The organism is Flaviflexus salsibiostraticola (assembly GCF_003952265.1).
GTDB classification, from domain to species: Bacteria; Actinomycetota; Actinomycetes; order Actinomycetales; family Actinomycetaceae; genus Flaviflexus; species Flaviflexus salsibiostraticola.
Genome location: NZ_CP034438.1, coordinates 653,036 through 667,469, shown reverse-complemented (window position 1 = coordinate 667,469; position 14,434 = coordinate 653,036). Strand labels below are relative to the sequence as shown.

Below are 14,434 nucleotides of genomic sequence, written 5' to 3'. Positions count from 1 at the left end.
GACACGGCGTCGTCTCTCCCCGGCACGGGATATCGTCAACGAAGTTGAGATGAAAGCACGTGCATGATTGTCCTCACCGGATTCGGTCCCTTCGGCCCGCCCGAGAGCGTGGCCCACGAGAGTAACCCGAGCGAGCTCCTGGCAACCGAGGCGGGACGGGCGCTCGGCGCCCATGTCGAGATCCTGCCCGTGTCGTACTCTGCTGTGGCGAACGTGGGCAGGCTCCTGGCCGACGCGGACCTGGTCCTGTCCATTGGCGTGGCCGGTTCTCGGCGCGCCCCCATGCTGGAGAAGCAGGCGACCAACTGGCGGGAGTCGAGCATCGCCGATATCGACGGGCACATCGCCCGCGGTGAGCCCATTGATCCAGACGGACCGGACTCCGTCACCACGGGATGGGACGTCGGTGCGGTGGCCGAGGCTGCGGGTATCGGCGTCTCGCTCAGTGCGGGCGCGTACGTGTGCAACGCCCTGTCGTATTCCCTGTATCGTCACCAGAGGAACTCCTGTTTCCTCCACATTCCGCCCGCCGAGCATCTTGGCCTCGGACAGGGTGTTGACCTGATCGGAAGGATCATCGAATGCTCTATGTCGGTTTGACCGGCGGCATCGCCTCGGGCAAGTCCATCGTCGCCCCCCGCCTCGCAGAAGCGGGAATGAAGGTGATGGATGCGGATGCGATATCGCGTGCGGTGACCGGGCCCGGGGGAGCGGCCGTGCCCGCGATCGAGGAGCGGTTCCCGGAGGCGATGCGCGACGGGTCGATCGACCGTGAGGCGCTGTCCGCGATCGTCTTCAAGGACGCCGAGCGTCTGGGCGAGCTCAACAGCATCGTCCACCCTCTCGTCCACGAGGGCGTGCGGGCCCTGTTCCAGGAGTACGTCGCCGAGGATCCCGACGCCATCGTTGTCGAGGAGTCCCCTCTGCTGATCGAGACCGGCCGGGGCTACGTCCCGCAGTTCCTCATCGTCATCACGACGCCGGATGACACGAGGGTGCACCGCCTGGTCGAGCATCGTGGCATGACGGTCGACGATGCGCGGGCGCGCATCAGCACCCAGTTCACGGACGAGGAGCGTATCCCGTTCGCCGATGCTGTCATCGACAACAGCGGCTCACTCGCCCAGCTCGATGAGCAGATCGCCGCGGTCATCGACCGCGTCAAGGCATTCCATGAGAATGTCCGCACCGAGACGCTTCCCACGGCGCGGGGCAGGCACATCATGCACGCCGAGCGGTTGACAGGGAAGCTCGCACACACGGGAGTCGACGCCCGCGTCAAGGGGATGGATGTCATCGTCCCGGCGGGGACGCCCGAGGGCAACCTGCGGCACGTCTGCTGCATCCCACACGGCGATGCGTGGGTCCGTCCCGATGCCGAGGCCTACGTCGAAGTCCGCTTCGAGGAGACACCCTAGGAGACTGCCTCCGGGTCGCGCTAGCCTATGAGCATGCGACCCGTGACTGACCTGGTACGCGCTGAGGCGCCGTTCGAAGTTGTCTCCGATTACACGCCGTCGGGCGACCAGCCGACGGCGATCGCGGAGCTGACGGAGCGGATCAACAATGGCGAGAAGGACATCGTCCTGCTCGGCGCGACCGGCACCGGCAAGTCGGCAACGACCGCGTGGCTGATCGAGCAGATCCAGCGCCCCACCCTCATCCTCGAGCCGAACAAGACGCTGGCCGCACAGATGGCATCCGAGTTCCGCGAACTCCTGCCCAACAACGCGGTCGAATACTTCGTGTCGTACTACGACTACTATCAGCCCGAGGCCTACGTGCCTCAGACCGATACCTTCATCGAGAAGGACTCGTCGATCAACGACGAGGTGGAGCGGCTGCGCCACTCCGCGACGAACTCGCTCCTCACCCGGAGGGACACGGTCGTCGTCGCCTCCGTCTCGTGCATCTACGGCCTCGGCACTCCCCAGGAGTATGTTGATCGAATGGTTCGCCTCGAGGTCGGTCAGGAGATCGACCGGGACGAGCTGCTGCGCAGATTTGTCGGCATGCAGTACACCCGGAACGATATCGCCTTCACCCGCGGCACGTTCCGCGTGCGGGGCGACACGATCGAGATCATCCCGGTGTACGAGGAGCTCGCGATCCGGATCGAGATGTTCGGCGATGAGATCGATGAGCTGTCCTTCCTCCACCCCCTGACCGGCACCGTCATCCGCCAGACCGACCACGCTCATCTGTTCCCTGCCTCCCACTATGTGGCTGGCCCGGCGCGGATGGAGAGGGCGATCAAGTCGATCGAGGAGGAGCTCGATGTCCGCGTCGCCGAGCTCGAACGCCAGGGAAAGCTGCTCGAGGCGCAGAGGCTCTCGATGAGGACGACGTACGACCTCGAGATGATGCGGAACGTCGGTGCCTGCGCGGGTATCGAGAACTACTCCCGCCACATCGACGGCCGTGGCCCCGGCACCGCCCCCAACACGCTGCTCGACTACTTCCCCTCCGACTTCGTCCTCGTCATCGACGAGTCCCATGTGACCGTTCCCCAGATCGGCGCCATGTACGAGGGCGACATGTCGCGCAAGCGCACGCTCGTCGAGCACGGCTTCCGCCTGCCCTCGGCGATGGACAACAGGCCCCTCAAGTGGGATGAGTTCCTCGAGCGGATCGGGCAGACCGTCTACCTGTCCGCGACGCCCGGCAAGTACGAGCTCGAGCAGTCCGACGGGGTCGTCGAGCAGATCATTCGACCGACAGGCCTCGTCGACCCTGAGGTGGTCGTCAAGCCGACCGAAGGCCAGATCGATGACCTTCTCGGCGAGGTCAAGGCCCGCACTGCCCGCGACGAGCGCGTGCTCGTGACGACCCTGACGAAGAAGATGGCCGAGGACCTCACCGACTACCTTGCCGAGCGGGGTGTCCGCGTCGAATATCTCCACTCGGACGTCGATACTCTCCGCAGGGTCGAGCTCCTGCGTGAGCTTCGCATGGGCGTGTTCGATGTTCTCGTCGGCATCAACCTGCTTCGCGAGGGGCTGGACCTGCCCGAGGTGTCGCTCGTCGCCATCCTCGACGCCGACAAGCAGGGCTTCCTCCGATCGACCACGTCCCTCATCCAGACGATCGGCCGAGCGGCCCGCAATGTCTCCGGCCAGGTCCACATGTATGCGGATACCATCACGCCGAACATGCGGGAGGCAATCGACGAGACGAATCGCCGGCGGGAGAAGCAGGTCGCCTACAACGAGGCCCATGGCATCGATCCGCAGCCGCTGCGCAAGAAGATCGCCGACGTGACGGACATGCTCGTCCGCGAGGAGATCGACACAGCGGCACTGCTCGAGGGCGGCTACCGCCGGCCGGCGCCCGCGTCTGAGACACGGGAGAGTATGGCGACGAAGGCGACCGGAGATCTGCGTTCTCTCATCGCTGAACTCGACGAGCAGATGCGGCAGGCGGCAGAGGATCTGCGTTTCGAACTGGCAGCGCGTCTGCGAGACGAGATCAGAGATCTCAAGAAGGAGCTGCGCCAGATGGAGTCGGCAACGGGGTAGGGCAGTCGTCAACGTCATAACCGACAGCTTCCCCTGCGGCTGGGAACTGGGACTTTTCTCCCCTATAGTTGCCGGTGAAGCTAGCGAAGGGGAGTATTCCCGCACAACAGCGAGCCGCCATCACGGTGCCACGGCACTCGGTTCGCGACCGGAAACGGTGGGAAGAGACCTTCGGATCAACAAACCGGAGGTAAGTTTTGCTGGCACACCAGCTGCCCCATGTCCCCCTGCCGATGGCGGCGTCCACGGCCGAACAGATGGTCGTCCATACGTGGGAGTGGTTCGCTCTCGGCGCGGTCGTCATCGTCCTCATCCTCATCGACCTGTTCGGACACGTCCGCAAGGCCCACGAGCCGACGATCAAGGAAGCGGCAATCTGGTCGAGCTTCTACGTCGCCATTGCGCTCATCTTCGGCGCGGTCATGTTCTGGCGCCACGGATCGACCTTCGCGGGTGAATACTTCGGCGGCTACGCAGTCGAGAAGGCCCTGTCGGTTGACAACATCTTCGTCTTCATCATCGTCATCGCCTCCTTCAAGGTGCCGCGCCTCTATCAGCAGAAGGTTCTGCTGTATGGCATCGTCATGGCACTCGTCATGCGACTCATCTTCATCCTGCTCGGCGATGCCCTCATCCAGCGGTTCGTCTGGGTGTTCTTCATCTTCGGTCTTTTCCTCCTCTACACCGCGATCGCGCAGGTTCGCGAGGGTGTCGAGGATCCAAACGAGAAGAAGAAGGAGATCGAGGAGTACAAGCCGAACGCGATCGTCCGATGGACGGAGAAGCGCTTCCGCGTCACCGAAGGCTTCGTCGGCCAGCGCCTCGTCGTTCGCCGCGAGGGCAAGACCTGGCTCACGCCGCTCTTCCTCTGCATCGTCTCCATCGGCACGGTTGACCTCGTCTTCGCGCTCGACTCGATCCCCGCGATCTTCGGCCTCACACGCGAGCCGTTCATCGTCTTCTCGGCCAACGCCTTCGCGCTCCTCGGCCTCCGCCAGCTGTTCTTCCTTGTCGATGGACTGCTCGAGAAGCTCATCTACCTGCACTACGGCCTCGCCGTCATCCTCGGCTTCATCTCCTTCAAGCTGATCATCCACGCCTTCCACGGCTACGACCTGCTGCTCGCCATTCCCGAGCCGCCGATCAGCGTCTCACTCGGCGTCATCCTCGGTGTCATCACCGTCACCGTCATCGCCTCCCTCTGGGGTAACAAGCGGCGGACGAAGGCGAACCTCGAGTCCAATACCGGTGAGCGGATCACCGACGAGACGGGCGACGAGGGCCACCGCGACCACGACGCGGCAGCGGGCGAGGGGTTCGAGGCCTACTCAGAGCCCGGGGCGCGCCGGAGCGACGACGGGGATTCTGAGCGCGCGTAGCGCGCGGTGAAGTTGGCGATGATTCTGTTCGCATCGCTCACGTCCCACTGATACGCGGCCTCAACCAGGGTGTCGGCTTCTTCGGGTTCGAAGTAGCCGGCATTCCTGTATATGCGGATGCGGGTGGCGATACCCTCGGCATCGAGCTCTGGATGGAACTGCGTGCCGTAGAGGTTCTCCCTAATCCGGAACATCTGGACAGGGCATGCGGCCGACTCCGCGAGCAGGACCGCATGGTCGGGTAGGGACCGGACGGCCTCCTTGTGCCCGACGAACGCGGAGAAGCGCTCGGGCATATCGGCGAGCAGAGGATCGTCCCTGCCGGCGTCGGTCACATGGATGGTGGTGCCGCCGACGGGCTCGCCGTACGTGAAGTCGATGACCGCGCCCTGGTGCCGGCCGAGGGTGCCGACCCCGTAGCAGGCGCCGAGGAACGGGAAGTCACGGTCGACGACCTCATCGAGGAGGGTGGCGATCTCGGCCTCGACCCGAACCTGGGTGGGCGACTTCGTCTCCTCCGGCTCGGACCCCGTGAAGGGGCTGCCGCCCACGATGATCCCCGAGTAGTCGTCGAGATCGAGCGCGGGCATGGGAGCCTGCTCGAGGCGGACCCGGCGCACATCGGACGCGGTGAGGCGCCCGAATCGGAGGATCTGGTCGAACTCGTCGTCCGCGGCCTTGTCCTCGGCGCGGGTGGCGATCAGCAGGAAGGGCTTCATGGTGACACGATAGCCGGTGCTACGGCCGTGACCACGCATCTTCCGGGAGGCGTCCCATGCGGGAGGCGATGACCGCGCAGACGAGCAGCTGGATCTGGTGGAACACGATGACGGGGACGGCAATGGGGCCGATGACCGCGGCGGGGAAGATCGCCTGCGCCATGGGCAGACCGGTCGCGAGGGACTTCTTCGAGCCGCACATGAGGACCGCGATGCGGCCGGCGCGCGTGATCTTCGCCCAGCCGGACACGTACCACGTGAACGAGAGGATGAAGGCGAGCAGGGCGGAGGAGATAGCGATGAGTCCGATGATCTGCCAGGCCGACACCCCATCCCACGTGTTCGCGGCCGTCGAGTCGAGGACGGCGGCGAGGACGATGACGACGACCGTGCCCTGGTCGTAGACCCGCAGCGACCGCGGGTGTCGTCGGATTCGGTCGCCGAGCTTCGGCTGCAGCAGCTGACCGATGATGAAGGGCAGGAGCAGCTGGGTGAGAACATTCGTCAGCGACCCGGCTGAGGCTCCTGCGATGTTCATGAACACGAGGACATAGAGGGGCGTGAGGAACATACCGATGACGTTCGAGAAGGTCGCCGCGCAGACAGCCGCACCGGTATCACCCCCGGCGATCGATGTGAAGGTCACCGATGACTGGATCGTCGAGGGAAGGAAGGCGAGATAGAGGAAACCGGTCGCGAATCCGTCGCCGACCACCGGCACGAGCAGCGGGTGGATGGCGAGCCCGACGAGCGGGAAGACGATGTAGGTCGAGGCGAAGATGAGGCCCTGGACCTTCCAGTTCGTCAGGCCCGACAGGACCTCGGTCGTGCGCAGGCGAAGCCCGTAGAGGAGGAAGAGGAGGGCGACGAGGACGTCTCCCGCCGTCGAGATTCCGGAGCGCAGGCCGTCCGGGGCAGGCCAGATGAGGCCGACGACGAGCGCCGCGATGATCGCGACGAGGAACGGATCGAGCTTCTTCACGACCACGGGCCGTAGACGACGGTCCACTCCTCAAGGTCGATGTCGGTGACGATGCCGGAGGTGACGAACGGGTCCGCGTCGATGAGGGCGCGCGCCGCCGCCTCATCGTCTGCGGAGAGGATGAGGAGGGCGCCGCCCCCGCGGGGGCCGCTTGCAAGGAGCGACCCACCCTCGTTGAGCGATTTGAGGTAGGCGCGGTGCGAAGGCCGACGATCGGAGATGTCGGTCCGGGCCGGATCGTATGTGTAGAGGGCTGCGAAGATCACCAGCGCCGTCCTTCCCATTCGCTGAGGTGCGGGCGCTGCTCGCCCACAGTGGTGGAATCTCCATGGCCGGGGTGGATGGCCGTCGAGTCATCGAACCGTTCGAAGATGCGGTCCCGGACGTCGTTGAAGAGGAGGAAGAATGCCTGATCGGAGGGCGTCTTGCCGATTCCGCCGGGGAAGAGGGAATCGCCGGTGAGGATGTGAGTGCCGACGACGACCGCGCAGCCCTCGGGTGTGTGTCCGCGGAGGGTGATGAACTCGAGTTCGAGATCGCCGAAGGCGTGGATGGCGCCGTTCTCGATGGTCACGTCGACCTCGACGGGGAGGGCATCGGCGGTTGCGGCAGTCGCCGCGATCTTCGCGGTCGGGAACACGTGAGAGACCGTCTCGAGGGCCTCGATGTGGTCCGCGTGCTCGTGGGTCGTGATGATGGCGCGGACGGTCCTGCCCGCCGCGAGCTCGACGATCCGATCCGGTTCGGCGGCGGCATCGACGATGACAGCGTCGCCCCGGCGGTTCTCGATGAGGTAGACGTTGTTGTCCATGGACCCGACCGACATCTTCGTGATCGTCACATCCCCGAGGGCGATGGTGACGGGCGGCTGATCCGGGCCTGTGTGATATGTCGTACTCATGCCACCAGGGTAGCGCTCCGCCGGGTCAAAGGACGATTGAAGCCGGGAGCGAACCTCGATCAGTACACTTGTTCGATCGTCCTGTTCGGCGGGTACACTGTTCGGCGTGACCGAACAAATTGTCGTCCAAGGCGCACGAGAGCACAACCTCCGCAACGTTGACCTGGATCTGCCGCGAGATCGTCTCATCGTCTTCACGGGACTCTCCGGATCGGGCAAGTCCTCGCTTGCCTTCGACACGATCTTCGCCGAGGGTCAGCGCCGGTACGTCGAGTCGCTGTCGTCCTATGCCCGGCAGTTCCTCGGGCAGATGGACAAGCCTGCCGTCGACTACATCGGTGGCCTATCGCCCGCTGTGTCGATCGACCAGAAGTCGACGAGTCGCAACCCTCGCTCTACGGTCGGCACCATCACCGAGGTCTACGACTATCTGCGACTGCTCTATGCCCGAGCCGGGATCCAGCACTGTCCGGAATGCGGGGAGGAGGTGAGCTCCCAGTCGGCCGAGCAGATCGTCAACCGCATCATGGAGCTGCCCGAGGGCACCCGCTTCCAGATCCTTGCGCCCATCGTCCGCGGCCGCAAGGGGGAGTACAGCCAGCTCTTCGCCGACCTCCAGCAGCAGGGTTTCTCCCGCGCGAAGGTCGACGGCGAGCTCATCCGGCTCGACAGCCCGCCGACGCTCGACAAGAAGCTCCGTCATGACATCGACATCGTCGTCGACCGGCTCGTCCGGAAGGATTCGACACGGCGCCTCTCCGACTCGGTCGAGACGGCCCTGCGCCTGACCGATGGCCTCGTGGTCGTCGAGCGGATGGACGTCGAAGAGGGGGAGAGGGAACGGTACCGGCGGTACTCCGAGAAGCGCGCCTGCCCGAACGATCATGTCCTGGCCCTCGAGGAGATCGAGCCCCGCACGTTCTCGTTCAACGCGCCCTACGGCGCCTGCCCCGAATGCTCCGGCATCGGGGCCAAGCTCGAGGTCGACCCCGAGCTCGTCGTCCCGGATGAGTCACTCTCCCTCCGCGATGGCGCGATCCTGCCCTGGGCGGGCAACAAGGCCTATTTCACGCGGCAGCTGACCGCACTCGGCAAGGAGGTCGGGTTCTCGATCGACTCCCCGTGGGGCGAGCTCTCGCAGGAGGTGCGCGACATCCTCCTCTACGGCCGCGATTACAAGGTCGAGGTCAAGTACCGCAATCGCTGGGGCCGCGAGCGCACCTATTCGACAGGGTTCGAGGGTGTTCTCGACTTCGTCAAGAGGAAGCGTGAGGAGACGGAGTCGGAGTGGTCGAAGGGCCGCTACGAGGCCTACATGCGGGAGATCCCGTGCCCGGTCTGCCGGGGTGCTCGGCTCAAGCCGGAGGTCCTCGCCGTCACCGTCGGCGGTCTGTCCATCTCGGAGCTCGCCAACATGTCGATCCTCGAGGTCTCCGAGTTCCTCGGCCGGCTCGAGCTCGACGCCAAGCAGCGGGCGGTGGCGGATGCGGTGCTCAAGGAGACGCAGTTCCGGCTCGGTTTCCTCATCGACGTCGGCCTCACCTACCTCACCCTGGCGCGCGGGGCCGCGGGCCTCTCGGGCGGTGAGGCGCAGCGAATCCGGCTCGCAACCCAGATCGGCGCCGCCCTCGTCGGCGTCCTCTATGTCCTCGACGAGCCGTCGATCGGACTCCACCAGAGGGATAACGCGCGCCTCATCGAGACACTGACGAAGCTGCGCGATCTTGGAAACACGCTCATCGTCGTCGAGCACGACGAGGACACGATCAGGGCCGCGGACTACATCGTCGACATCGGCCCGGGCGCCGGTGAGCACGGGGGCGAGATCGTCTACGCGGGCGACTACGAGGGTCTGCTCGCCGAGGAGAAGTCGGTGACGGGCGCCTACCTCGCCGGCAGGCGCAGCATCCCGCTTCCGAAGACGAGGCGCCCCATCGATCCGGAGAAGAGGATCGTCGTGACCGGAGGGCGGGAGAACAACCTCAAGGACGTGACGGTCGAGTTCCCGCGGGCCTGCTTCGTCGCGGTCACCGGCGTCTCGGGGTCCGGCAAGTCCACCCTCGTCAACTCGATCCTCTACAACTCGCTGGCCAACCAGCTCAATCGTGCCCGCATCGTACCCGGGCGGCATACCTCCGTCACCGGTCTTGAGGATCTCGACAAGGTCATCCACGTCGACCAGTCGCCGATCGGCCGGACGCCCCGCTCGAACCCCGCCACCTACACGGGGGTGTGGGACCGGGTGCGGAAGCTGTTCGCCGAGGTGCCGGAGTCGAAGATCCGCGGCTACGGCCCGGGCCGCTTCTCCTTCAATGTCAAGGGCGGCCGGTGCGAGTCGTGCAAGGGCGATGGCACGATCAAGATCGAGATGAGCTTCCTGCCCGACGTCTACGTCCCCTGCGAGGTATGCGACGGCAAGCGGTACAACCGGGACACCCTCGAGGTGAAGTACAAGGGCAAGTCGGTCTCGGATGTTCTTGAGATGACGATCTCGGAGGCCCACGAGTTCTTCGGTCCCGTCACCGGCATCACCCGCCACCTGTCGACCCTCGAGTCGGTCGGCCTCGGCTATGTTCGCCTCGGCCAGTCGGCGACGACCCTGTCGGGCGGCGAGGCCCAGCGCGTGAAGCTGGCCTCCGAGCTCCAGCGACGCTCGAATGGCCGATCCGTGTACGTGCTCGACGAGCCGACGACCGGCCTCCACTTCGAGGACGTCTCCAAGCTCCTCAAGGTCCTCAATGGACTGGTCGACAAGGGGAACACGGTCATCGTCATCGAGCACAACCTCGATGTCATTAAGTCGGCGGACTGGGTCATCGACATGGGCCCGGAGGGCGGGGCGGGGGGAGGAGAGGTCATTGCCGCAGGAACTCCCGAGGACGTCGCGAAGGTGTCCCAGTCCTACACTGGCCAGTTCCTCGCCCCGCTCCTGAGGTAGACGATGGCAGACCCCTCCACATACCGTCCCAAGACATCTGACATCCCAACCGATCCGGGTGTCTATCGCTTCATCGACGAGGATGACCGGGTCATCTACGTCGGCAAGGCGAAGAACCTGCGCCAGCGCCTCGTCTCCTACTTCCAGGACGTTGCCCTGCTGCACCCGCGCACCGCCCAGATGGTGACCTCGGCGGGGCGGGTCGAATGGGTCGTGCTCAATACCGAGGTCGAGGCACTCACGCTCGAGTACCAGTGGATCAAGGAGTTCGACCCGCGGTTCAACGTCATGTACCGCGACGACAAGTCGTACCCGTATCTGGCTGTCACGATGTCGGAGAAGCACCCGCGGGCGATGATCACGAGGAACGCCCACCGGCGCGGCAACCGCTACTTCGGCCCGTACACGCAGGTCTGGGCGATCCGCCACACGCTCGATTCGCTCCTCCACACCTTCCCCGTGCGGACCTGCTCGCCGGGCGTGTTCCGGCAGGCGGAGCGGTCCGGCAGGCCGTGCCTGCTCGGCTACATCGATAAGTGTTCAGCCCCCTGCGTGGGGCGGATCAGCGCCGAGGACCACCGAGATCTCGCGCTCGAGCTGTGCGGCTTCCTCGACGGCGACACCGGCCGGCACATCCGTGCCCGTGAGAAGGAGATGAGGGAGGCGGCCTCCGGGCTCGACTTCGAGCGCGCGGCACGGCTGCGGGACGACGTCGAGGCCCTCAAGCGCGTCGTCGAACAGAACGCGGTCGTCCTCCCCGATCGGACGGACGTCGATGTCTTCGGCCTCGTGGCCGATGAGCTTGAGGCGTCGGTCCAGGTCTTCCATGTGCGGGGCGGGCGTATCCGCGGCCAGCGCGGGTGGGTGACGGAGCGGGTGGAGAATCTCGATGATGCGGGGCTCATGACCGCCCTGCTCCTGCAGGTCTACGGCGAGCAGGGAGAGAACAGGCTCCTGCGGGGCTCTCGGGACCTCCCCGAGGGCCAGGCCCGGTCCGTCGATGACCGCACACATACGCCGACGACGGCGATCCCGCGCGAGATCATCGTTCCGGTCATGCCCGATGATGGGGATGCTCTCCAGTCGTGGCTGGAGGAGCGGCGCGGGGCCCGCATCAACCTCCACGTGGCCCAGCGCGGCGACAAGCGCAGGCTCGCCGAGACCGTCCACGAAAACGCGCGGCAGGCGCTTGCCCGCGCCAAGATTAAGCGCTCCGGTGACCTCACGCAGCGCGCGAAAGCGCTCGAGGATCTCCGAGACGTTCTCGGCATGGAGACGGCCCCCCTCCGCATCGAATGCTTCGATGTCTCCCACACGCAGGGCACCCATCAGGTCGCCTCGATGGTCGTCTTCGAGGACGGCATGCCCCGCAAGTCTGACTACCGCCACTTCATCATCCGCGGCGAGAACGGCGACGGCGCCCGCGACGACACGGCGGCGATGGACGAGGTGCTGCGCAGGCGCCTTGCCCGGGTCGTCGAGGGATCGCGCGATGTCGATGAGGACGCGACATCCGGCGCGATCGATCCAGACACGGGCCGGGTCAAGAGATTCGCGTACCGCCCGCACCTCATCGTCGTCGACGGTGGACTCCCGCAGGTCAACGCGGCGCAGAGTGTTGTCGACGAGCTCGGCGTCGATGTCGCCGTGGTCGGGCTCGCGAAGCGGCTTGAGGAGGTCTGGGTGCCCGGGGATGACTTCCCGGTCATCTTCCCCCGCAGCTCCGCCTCCCTCCATCTGCTCCAGCACCTGCGCGACGAATCGCACCGATTCGCGATCTCCCACCACCGCAAACGCCGGTCGAAGGCGATGACGCGCTCCCAGCTCGACGCCGTCCCGGGGCTGGGTCCGGCCAAGCAGACTGCGCTGCTCGAGCGCTTCGGCACGGTGGCGAAGATCCGGTCGGCAACTGTCGAGGAGCTGGCGACAGCCCCCGGCATCGGCCCTGCCTTCGCCGCCAGGATCCACGACCACTTCCACCCGAGCGGCGAGGACGGGGCAGATCAGGCGCCGTGAGCGTGCCGAAGCGCGACCAAACCTGGCACGATAGGCACATGAGAGACATCGACCAGACGGATTCGTTCCCCGCATGGGTTCCCGGAGCGGAGGCGCAGGCCGTGGCCCCCGAGCCGCAGGCCCCTGAGCTCGTCGTCATCACGGGAATGTCAGGAGCCGGCAAGAGCCGCACGGCCGCCGTGCTCGAGGATCTCGACTGGTACGTTGTCGATAATCTGCCTCCCCGCCTCCTCAAGGCGCTCACCGGCCTCATGTCGCCCGTCGGCGGGGCCCGCCGGGTCGCCGTCGTCGCGGACGTGCGCGGTCGGGAGTTCTTTGCCGAGCTGCTGACCGTGCTCGATGATCTCAAGACCTCAGGTGTGGACCACCGCATCATCTTCCTCGACGCCGATGATGACGTCCTTGTCCAGCGCTACGAATCGGTCCGCCGGCCCCACCCGCTGCAGGAGGAGGGCAGGCTGCTCGATGCCGTCCATGAGGAGCGAAAAATGCTCACCGCGCTGCGCGGGCGCGCGGACACGATCATCGACACGTCCGACATGTCGGTCCACGACCTCGCGCGCCAGGTGCGCACCCTCGTCGCCGCCGAGGGCGAGCTCGCCACCCGGGTGACGGTCATGTCCTTCGGCTTCAAGTACGGGCTTCCGCTCGATGCCGACCATGTCGTCGATGTCCGCTTCATCTCCAATCCCTACTGGATCGGCGAGCTGCGCAATCTGACAGGGCACGATGCCCCCGTCCAGGAATACGTCCTGGCCCAGGATGGGGTCACCGAATTCGTCGATAGGTACGTCGACCTCATCGCCTCCGTTCTCGAGGGGTATGAGCGCGAGCTCAAGCCGACAGTGACGATTGCGGTCGGATGTACGGGCGGGAAGCACCGCAGCGTCGCGCTCTCCGAGCGGATCGCCGAGGGTCTGCGCAGGCGCGGCTCGCGCGCCGTCACCGTCCACCGCGATCTCGGACGGGAGTGACGATGCTGCCGACCGGCTCCCGCGGGCCCCACGTTGTCGCCTTCGGTGGTGGCCACGGCCTCTATGCCACCCTGTCCGCCCTCCGTCACGTGACCGGCAATCTCACCGCCGTCGTCACGGTCGCCGATGATGGCGGCTCTTCGGGCCGCCTCCGGTCCGAGCTCGGCATCCTCCCGCCCGGCGACCTGCGGATGGCGCTGTCGGCGCTGTGCGACGACGGGGAGTGGGGCCAGATGTGGCGCGACGTCCTCCAGCACCGCTACGCCACCGACGGCCCCCTCAACAATCATGCGACCGGCAATCTCCTCATCGCGTCCGTGTGGAGCCTCCTTGGTGACAATGCGGAGGGGCTTGACTTCGTCGGTCGTCTGCTCGGCGTTCACGGCCGAGTGCTCCCGATGAGTGACCAGCCGATGGACATCGAGGCGGAGTTCGACGAGTCGGGGCACAAGAAGATCGTCCGCGGACAGTCGAAGGTCGCGGTCGCGCCCGGCAGGCTTGAGAGCCTGCGACTCATACCGCAGGACGCGACAGCGCATCCTGCCGTCCTCGACGCGATCGCGAACGCGGATTGGGCGGTGTTCGGCCCCGGTTCCTGGTACACATCCGTCATCCCGCACCTCATGCTCCCCGATATCCGACAGGCCCTGGCGGCGAGCCCTGCGAAGATCCTTCTCGCGCTCAATCTCACCTCTGACACGGAGACGTCGGACATGGAGCATGCGGACCACATTCGGAGTTTTCTCGCACACTCGGAGGGGCTCGCGCCGAACGTCGTCATCGCGGATCCGACCGCGATCGACGATCTCGGATCGCTCGACGAGGCCGTCTCGGCCATTGATGCCGGCCTGATTCTGCGCCAGATCCATACGGCGGATAATCCGGCTGTCCATGACCCCCTGCGATTCGCGGCGGCACTGCGCGACGCGTTCGAGGGGACGATGCACGACGTTGGCCAGTCGCGCAGTCAGCAGAAGCGGTAAGATGGCTGAGCCCTCCTGGGCACC

At 65.8% G+C, this 14,434-nt stretch carries 12 protein-coding genes; 8 read left to right on the top strand and 4 right to left on the bottom strand.

The features are described 5' to 3' along the window. The first annotated feature begins 63 nt into the window (after positions 1–63). The 4 genes from EJO69_RS03145 (at position 64) to EJO69_RS03130 (ending at position 4,897) form a co-directional block, all read left to right on the top strand. A complete protein-coding gene (locus EJO69_RS03145) occupies positions 64–600 on the top strand; it encodes a pyroglutamyl-peptidase I (protein ID WP_126039118.1) in 537 nt (178 codons plus the stop codon). Beyond that, entirely contained in the window at positions 582–1,418 is an 837-nt protein-coding gene (coaE, locus tag EJO69_RS03140; RefSeq protein ID WP_126039116.1) for a dephospho-CoA kinase, read from the top strand. The genes EJO69_RS03145 and coaE overlap by 19 nt, the downstream gene beginning before the upstream one ends. Before the next feature lie 33 nt (positions 1,419–1,451). Continuing rightward, positions 1,452–3,518 carry an excinuclease ABC subunit UvrB gene (gene uvrB / locus EJO69_RS03135; RefSeq protein WP_245993741.1) on the top strand — a complete coding sequence of 689 codons (2,067 nt, stop codon included), beginning with the start codon at positions 1,452–1,454 and terminating at the stop codon, positions 3,516–3,518. 257 nt (positions 3,519–3,775) lie between these two features. Further along, positions 3,776–4,897, top strand: a complete 1,122-nt coding sequence (locus EJO69_RS03130; RefSeq protein ID WP_126042300.1) for a TerC family protein — start codon at positions 3,776–3,778, stop codon at positions 4,895–4,897. On the opposite strand, the gene EJO69_RS03125 is transcribed toward EJO69_RS03130, so the two are convergent. The 4 genes from EJO69_RS03125 to EJO69_RS03110 are packed head-to-tail and all read right to left on the bottom strand — an operon-like array spanning position 4,843 to position 7,499. Continuing rightward, positions 4,843–5,616, bottom strand: coding sequence for a glutamine amidotransferase (locus EJO69_RS03125; RefSeq protein ID WP_126039110.1), 774 nt, complete (start codon positions 5,614–5,616; stop codon positions 4,843–4,845). The genes EJO69_RS03130 and EJO69_RS03125 overlap by 55 nt on opposite strands. 19 nt (positions 5,617–5,635) lie before the next feature. Next, positions 5,636–6,598 (bottom strand): bile acid:sodium symporter family protein, encoded by a 963-nt coding sequence (locus EJO69_RS03120; RefSeq protein WP_245993739.1) that lies wholly within the window; start codon positions 6,596–6,598, stop codon positions 5,636–5,638. Further along, positions 6,595–6,864: a YciI family protein gene (locus tag EJO69_RS03115; RefSeq protein WP_245993738.1), complete on the bottom strand. Its 270-nt coding sequence runs from the start codon at positions 6,862–6,864 to the stop codon at positions 6,595–6,597. Before EJO69_RS03115 ends, EJO69_RS03120 begins: the two co-directional genes overlap by 4 nt. Continuing rightward, positions 6,861–7,499: an MBL fold metallo-hydrolase gene (locus EJO69_RS03110; RefSeq protein ID WP_126039104.1), complete on the bottom strand. Its 639-nt coding sequence runs from the start codon at positions 7,497–7,499 to the stop codon at positions 6,861–6,863. The genes EJO69_RS03115 and EJO69_RS03110 overlap by 4 nt, the downstream gene beginning before the upstream one ends. A 106-nt stretch (positions 7,500–7,605) precedes the next feature. On the opposite strand from EJO69_RS03110, the gene uvrA reads away from it, so the two are divergent. Genes uvrA through EJO69_RS03090 form a run of 4 tightly spaced genes read left to right on the top strand, consistent with a single transcriptional unit; the run spans position 7,606 to position 14,410 of the window. Beyond that, entirely contained in the window at positions 7,606–10,437 is a 2,832-nt protein-coding gene (uvrA, locus tag EJO69_RS03105; RefSeq protein WP_126039101.1) for an excinuclease ABC subunit UvrA, read from the top strand. A 3-nt stretch (positions 10,438–10,440) separates the two neighbouring features. Next, the gene (gene uvrC, locus EJO69_RS03100) at positions 10,441–12,453 is read left to right on the top strand and encodes an excinuclease ABC subunit UvrC (RefSeq protein WP_126039098.1); all 2,013 of its coding nucleotides are present in this window, start codon (positions 10,441–10,443) and stop codon (positions 12,451–12,453) included. A 38-nt stretch (positions 12,454–12,491) separates the two neighbouring features. Further along, a complete protein-coding gene (gene rapZ, locus EJO69_RS03095) occupies positions 12,492–13,427 on the top strand; it encodes an RNase adapter RapZ (RefSeq protein ID WP_126039096.1) in 936 nt (311 codons plus the stop codon). 2 nt (positions 13,428–13,429) lie between these two features. Beyond that, entirely contained in the window at positions 13,430–14,410 is a 981-nt protein-coding gene (locus EJO69_RS03090; protein WP_126039094.1) for a gluconeogenesis factor YvcK family protein, read from the top strand. The last annotated feature ends 24 nt before the right edge of the window (positions 14,411–14,434 follow it).